We start from the raw sequence: 6,233 nt of genomic DNA, 5'->3' as shown, positions 1-6,233 counted from the left end.
CCAGAATCATCCAGGAAACTTTTGTTCAAGATGGCGAAGTTTGGCAAACAATTGACTCCACAAACAACCGGGCCAAGACACTCGTCCTACGGCCCGACCTCCCGCTACCGTTTCTGGTGGCGGCCGAACATCAAACGGCGGGAAGGGGGCGGGGAAACCGCCGCTGGTGGACGGGGCAGGGAAGCCTCGCCTTCTCGGTGATTCTGGCCCCACCAACCCAGGCTGGCAAAACGGTCGGTCTGCCGAGCGGGGTGACAGAGCCACAAAATCAGCCGAAATTCTCTGAGGCAAAACGAGAACGCCCACAGGAGACGGCCGTGGGTTTCTTTGGACTGCTCGGAGCTCTCGCCGTCTGTCAAGCAGTCCGGCCTCTCGTACCGCCCTCGGTTCCGCTGGGCCTACACTGGCCGAACGACGTGTATGCGGCCGGACGAAAAATCGCCGGAATTCTCGTCGAGGTCGCCGCCAACCAGTGTGCCATTTTTGGAATTGGGGTCAATGTGAACAATACCGCTCGGGAAGCCCCCGAGGAGCTTCGTCCATTCGTCACCAGTCTCCGCGACATCTGCGGCAGCTTTGTGGACCGAACGGATGTGCTGGTCAGCATTCTTCGTCAGATGGAAAGCCAGCTCGAAGTGCTTTCGAATGGTGCTGCACAACTGGCCAGCGAGGCAGATCGCCTCTGCCTTCAGAAAGGGCGACGCCTCATCCTGGAAACGGAGAAACAGCGATACGAAGGAGTTTGCCGCGGGATCGACTCCACGGGGGCGATCCTCCTGGAAACATCCCAAGGCCTCCGCAAGTTCGTGAGCGGGACCATTCTCCGCAGCGATTCGCCGTCGGAGTAACACGGCACGCCACGACACTCGCCGACGGCTCACATTGTGGTGATCAGGGAGGTGTTTGTCCTTTCTCTCCCTTCCCTTCTACAATTGAACAGAGACAAGAAAGCGGCAGCGATTACAACACTCTAACGCCGACCAGTGCGGAGTCGGCCGGTTACGGTTCCCTCGAAACTTCCGACGTTTTCATCCCGGGTAACCATTCAGAAAGGAATCTCAAAACTGACTTTGATGATATTCTTCGCGAGATAATCCCCTGGTAAAAGCACGGTCCCAGATTTATGAGCACAAACACGTTTGTTGAACAGAACACGGACTGGGAGTTTTTGGAAAGGTACCTTGCCGACCGGGATCCCCATTTTGCCCGCCACTGGGAACTTTTGTGCCAAGCCCGGGCAATCCTCGAAGAAGATCCAAACAGTTCTCAAAAAGAAATTTCGAAGCGTGCCGCTTCCCCCTTTGCCGAGCGTGTTGAGCGACTGCGCTACCAGCTTCTCCACGAGCGGGAAGAAGTTCTCGACGGGGAAGACTTTCGTGCGGCCGAGATGCTGGATGGCCTGTTTGCCCGGCTCAGCGGCCAGGGTGAGCGAACTCCGCGCCGAACAATTCAGGCGGTTCACAACGAGAACATGGCGGCGGAAGCGGTGGCTCAATTGGAGGCATGTCTGGATCGCCAGCGGCCTCTCGAAGATGTGCTGGCCAGTGCCCGACGCCTCACCCGCGAACATTTTTCTGGCTCCTTCGTGGGGCATGAAGGACAGAGACAGGATGATACGAGTGCGAACCGTTCGACAGGCTGGCGGGTTCTCGTGTACGCTCCGCTTTACCTGTCGAGCTACTGCGTGAACTACTGCCTCTACTGCGGATTTCGCTTTCCGGAGAAGGTGCCACGGCGTTGGCTCACGACGGAAGAGGCGCTGGACCAGGCAGAGATTTTGACAAACCGGGGAATGCGGCACATCCTGCTTGTCGCGGGAGACTACCCCCAGAAAACCGACGTGGAATATTACAGCGAGATTATCCGGGCGATTCGCGGACAATATCCCGTCAGTCTGGCGGTCGAGATCGCTCCGCAATCCACGGCCGGATACGCTGCCCTGGTGGAAGCCGGCATCATCGGGGTGACCCTCTACCAGGAAACTTACGATTGGGAGCTTTATCGACATTTCCATCCCCGCGGGCCGAAGTCGCACTACGCCTGGCGACTGGAAGGCCTGGAACGAGCGGCGGAAGGTGGCGTGAAACGGTTGGGGTTGGGAATTCTGCTTGGGCTGGGCGATCCCGTGCCCGATGCCAAAGCCATGGTCCGTCACGCAGCCTACCTGAAAGAGCGGTTTCCTGATCGCCGCATCGCGTTCAGCCTGCCGCGGATTCACGAAGGTCCGGCAGACTTTGTCATTCCGCATCCTGTCGATGATGAAACCCTCATCCGCCTCTACTGTGGGTTGCGACACGCCTTTCCGCGAGCCGAACTGGTCCTTTCCACACGGGAGCCGCCCTCGCTGCGGGACCTTCTCGCCCAAACGTGCATCACTCAGATCAGCGCAGCCAGCTCGACAGTACCCGGGGGTTATCGCGCAGGAGCAGAGGCCGTGGAAGACCAGGACGGCGGTCAGTTCCCCGTGGTGGACCGCCGACCGGTAGAAGAGGTCGTGGCGATGCTGCGACGGGCCGGGCATCACGTGACATGGCAGGTGCCGGAGGTGGCTCCGGTGACAGAGTAATTCACAGAGCAAGCCCCCGGCAAATATGTCGAACTGCCGAAAGCGTCCGTCGCCACGCCAGCCAGCTCCTGACCGATCCCCTTTTTGTAACGATTTAGGTCGGGCCAAAGGCAACCGGTGACCGGGAACAATTCGGTAATGCCCCTACCGGAATTCGATCGCCTCGGAACTTGTCCTATCCAAGAAGAGCACTGTTTCGGTACAATAATCGGCGTGGGTTCTTCGACTGAAGTAGTAGCCGTCCCAGTGTGACGCGTAAGACGTTCCGCGGAGGGGAAGCCGCGAGCTGATCCGCTGTTCTTTGCTGACCTGTGCGCAGAGCGCAGACCTGGTTGGGACAGACGTCGTGTCTCCTTCCGGGAATGGAAGCGCTGCCAGGGATCGAAGGGGCTGCGAATCCATGGCAGGCGAGGGCGTGCCTCGTGCGCGATGGTCGCGGAACGCAGTGTCTGGAGCAAGCTCCGGTCGCGGGAAAACAGGAGTGAGCACGACGCAAGATGACGGCGTTTGTTTGGGCTCGCGCTGACAATCTTGTTTGCACCAAGGGGGAAGCACCATGGATCAGATGGAACTCGATGCTTGGCATATGCGGCGAGCGTTGGACCTGGCGGCGAGGGGCAAAGGCGCCGTAGAACCCAATCCGATGGTCGGCTGTGTTATCGCCCGAGGGGCAGAAATTATCGGCGAGGGCTGGCACCGGGCCCACGGCCAGCCGCACGCGGAGGTGGAAGCCCTGCGCATGGCGGGAGAACGGGCAGTCGGAGCCACGATGTATGTCACGCTGGAGCCCTGCTGCCATTTCGGAAAAACGCCCCCCTGCACCGAGGCCATTATCCAGGCGGGGATCCGTCGCGTGGTAGCTGCGATGGCGGACCCCTTTTCCCTTGTCCGTGGTCAGGGAATTGCTCGCCTGCGAGAAGCGGGGATCGATGTTGCTGTCGGCCTGATGGAGCAGGAAGCCCGGCATCTCAACGCCCCCTACCTTAAGTTGCTGTCCACGCAACGGCCATGGGTGATTGCCAAGTGGGCGATGACGGCCGATGGAAAAATCGCTACTGCGACGGGCGACAGTCACTGGATCAGCGGCGAAGCATCCCGCCAAAAGGTTCACCTGCTCCGTGGCCGTGTGGATGGGATTGCCGTCGGGATTGGAACGGTGGAAACCGATGATCCGCTGCTGACGGCCCGGCCTCCGGGGCCCAGAATCGCCGTGCGGATCGTTCTGGACTCGCGTGCCCGGCTGTCGCCCCACAGTCGTCTCGTGCAGACAGCCCGGGAAATCCCTGTCCTGGTCGCGGTCTCAGCACAAGCCGACAGCGCGGCCCGCCGGAAGCTGGAGGCCGCCGGATGCGAAGTGCTAGAATGTCGCGGCCAAACCCGCTCGGAGCGCTTGCAGGCCCTGCTCGATGAACTGGGACGCCGCCGCATGACCAACATCCTGTTTGAGGGCGGAAGCCAGGTGCTCGGCGAATTGTTCGACCATCAGCTTGTGGACGAGGTGCATGTGTTTGTCGCTCCGAAAATTGTGGGTGGTCACAATGGGCGGACTCCGGTAGCCGGAAGAGGTTTGACCAAAATGGCAGAGGCCCTCCACCTCTCGCATGTTACCTGGGAACGTGTGGGAGACGATCTGTATCTGCACGGCTATATCTCGCGCTCCGTTTGAAGTGTCCATTTTCTGCCGATCTGAGGGTCGGCTGTGAAGAGGTGTACCATGCAATCGGTCAGCCACCAAAGAAAAACAATGTCGGCTCTTACCCTTGTCGCGCTTCTCGGCTGGCCCGTGGCGGCGATAGCGCAAACCGCGGGAACACAAGAAATCGTCTTGGAAAGAGTGAGTTACGCGAACGAAACAGAGGCTCAGCAAGCATGGCGTCCCAGCGACTGCACGGCACCGGTACGGCTTGTTCACGAGAACGGCAGGGTGGCTTTGGAGGTTGCCCTGCCATTCGCGTCTCAGCCCGACTGGCCACGAAGCGTGCACGACCGCCAGGTATCGCTGGATCTGTCGGGTCCAGGCGAGTTCCTCCTGGAAGTTTCGGTAGAGCCAGTGGAAGCGGTCGGGTATCTGTCGCTCTATTTTCGCAGCGGGGAAGGCTGGTACGCGGCGTCTGGAAGTGTGACGCAACCAGGACGCCAGGTTCTGCGATTCCGCAAGTCTGACTTTCGGATTGAAGAACACCCCAGAGGCTGGGAGCACATCGACGGTATCCGTATTTCATTCTGGCGAGGCCGAAACGTGGATGGTCGGGCGAGAATTTATCGCCTCGTTGCTGTCCGGCACGCCATTGCAATTCTGGGCCCAGCCGCAGCGATCTACGGCCGGGATCCGGAATACCGCGTCGCACGGGAAACCTTCCAGAGATTCGCCCGGCTGCTCGATGACCTGGGCCTGGCTTACGACGAATGGGACGATGCCTCCCCGAACGCGCAGGTCTGGGCGGAACAGAAGGTCATCCTTGTGCCCTATCATCCGCGCCTTTCTCCCGAAGCCACGAAGGCGCTCGCTCTGGCAATCCGCCAGGGGACCCGGGTCTTTCTGAACTACCAGGCCCCGGCCGAGTTGCTCGGGCTGCTCGGAGTCGGAAAAGCCCGATGGGTGGGACAGCAGTTCCCCGGCCAGTTCGCGGAAGTGCGTTTCGACCGCCAAATTCTTCCTGATCTGCCCGAGACGATGCGCCAAAGTTCGTGGAACATCATCGAAGCGGAACCGGCCACTGCCGATGCCCATGTTATCGGATGGTGGTATACAGCTTCAGGCGAGGCCACGGGAAAACCGGCCATGATCCTTTCACCCCGGGGCGCGTTTTTCAGCCACATTCTTCTGGAAGGGGACACAGAGAATCAGCGGTCGATGCTGGCCGCCGTGCTCATCGCAATGGCTCCCGAACTGAGGAGCCAGATCATCCGGGGGCTTCTTGCACGGGCGGTGCGCGTGGGGCATTTAACTACCCTCGATGAGTTGGGCGAGTGGTTGAAGACGTATCTTCCCGACCACGCCCACCCAGCCTGGCAATCATTCGCAGAAGCCGAACAAATCTTTCAGGCAGTTCGTGAAGGAGAATCTGAGGGAAAGGCACCGCCCATCAATTTGCGGGAACTCCAGCAGCTTCGGAGAAAACTCGTTGAGGCGTACCTGTCCGCCCAGCCAAGTCCCCACGTCGAAGGCCGAGCATACTGGAACCACTCCGGGCTGGGCGCCTATCCCGGCGACTGGGAACGCACGGCCAAGGAGCTTTCCGAAGCGGGCTTCAATATGGTGCTGCCCAACATGCTATGGGCCGGTCTGGCCCATTATGCCAGCGATATTCTTCCACGAAGCGAAGCCTTCCAAAAATACGGGGACCAGATTGAGCAATGCGTGGCGGCCTGTCATCGGCACGGTTTGGAGGTCCACGTGTGGAAGGTCAATTTCAACTTGACTAACGCCCCGCGTTCGTTCATTGATCAAATGAGGGCGGCCGGACGCACCCAAATGACTCGACGCGGCGAACCCAGCAACTGGCTGTGTCCCTCGCATCCAGACAATCAGCGTCTGGAAGTGGACACCATGCTGGAGGTCGTCCGCAAGTACCCGGTGGACGGCATCCATTTTGACTACATCCGCTATCCCGGTCCCGACAACTGCTTCTGCCCGGGCTGCCGCCAGCGATTTGAAAAGGAAATG

4 protein-coding genes are annotated in these 6,233 nt (G+C 59.9%); all 4 read left to right on the top strand.

What is annotated here, in order from left to right; translation table 11 throughout:
* Positions 1-848: biotin--[acetyl-CoA-carboxylase] ligase (locus H5U08_RS08270; RefSeq protein ID WP_297032065.1), on the top strand; the 848-nt coding region annotated here is incomplete at its 5' end.
* 275 nt (positions 849-1,123) lie between these two features.
* Entirely contained in the window at positions 1,124-2,566 is a 1,443-nt protein-coding gene (locus H5U08_RS08265; protein WP_297032063.1) for a radical SAM protein, read from the top strand.
* A 556-nt stretch (positions 2,567-3,122) separates the two neighbouring features.
* Entirely contained in the window at positions 3,123-4,232 is a 1,110-nt protein-coding gene (ribD, locus tag H5U08_RS08260) for a bifunctional diaminohydroxyphosphoribosylaminopyrimidine deaminase/5-amino-6-(5-phosphoribosylamino)uracil reductase RibD (RefSeq protein WP_297032062.1), read from the top strand.
* Between the two features lie 78 nt (positions 4,233-4,310).
* Positions 4,311-6,233: family 10 glycosylhydrolase (locus tag H5U08_RS08255; RefSeq protein ID WP_297032060.1), on the top strand; the 1,923-nt coding region annotated here is incomplete at its 3' end.

Source organism: Thermogutta sp., from assembly GCF_014359955.1.
GTDB lineage: Bacteria > Planctomycetota > Planctomycetia > Pirellulales > Thermoguttaceae > Thermogutta.
The sequence above is the reverse complement of the archived record's forward strand: the minus strand, read 5'-3'. Positions and strand labels throughout refer to the sequence as shown.

What these genes read in the sequence shown, in the direction of transcription:
- H5U08_RS08265 (WP_297032063.1), top strand. Translation starts at nt 1,124, where the DNA reads ATGAGCACAAACACGTTTGTTGAACAGAACACGGACTGGGAGTTTTTG.
- ribD (WP_297032062.1), top strand. Translation starts at nt 3,123, where the DNA reads ATGGATCAGATGGAACTCGATGCTTGGCATATGCGGCGAGCGTTGGAC.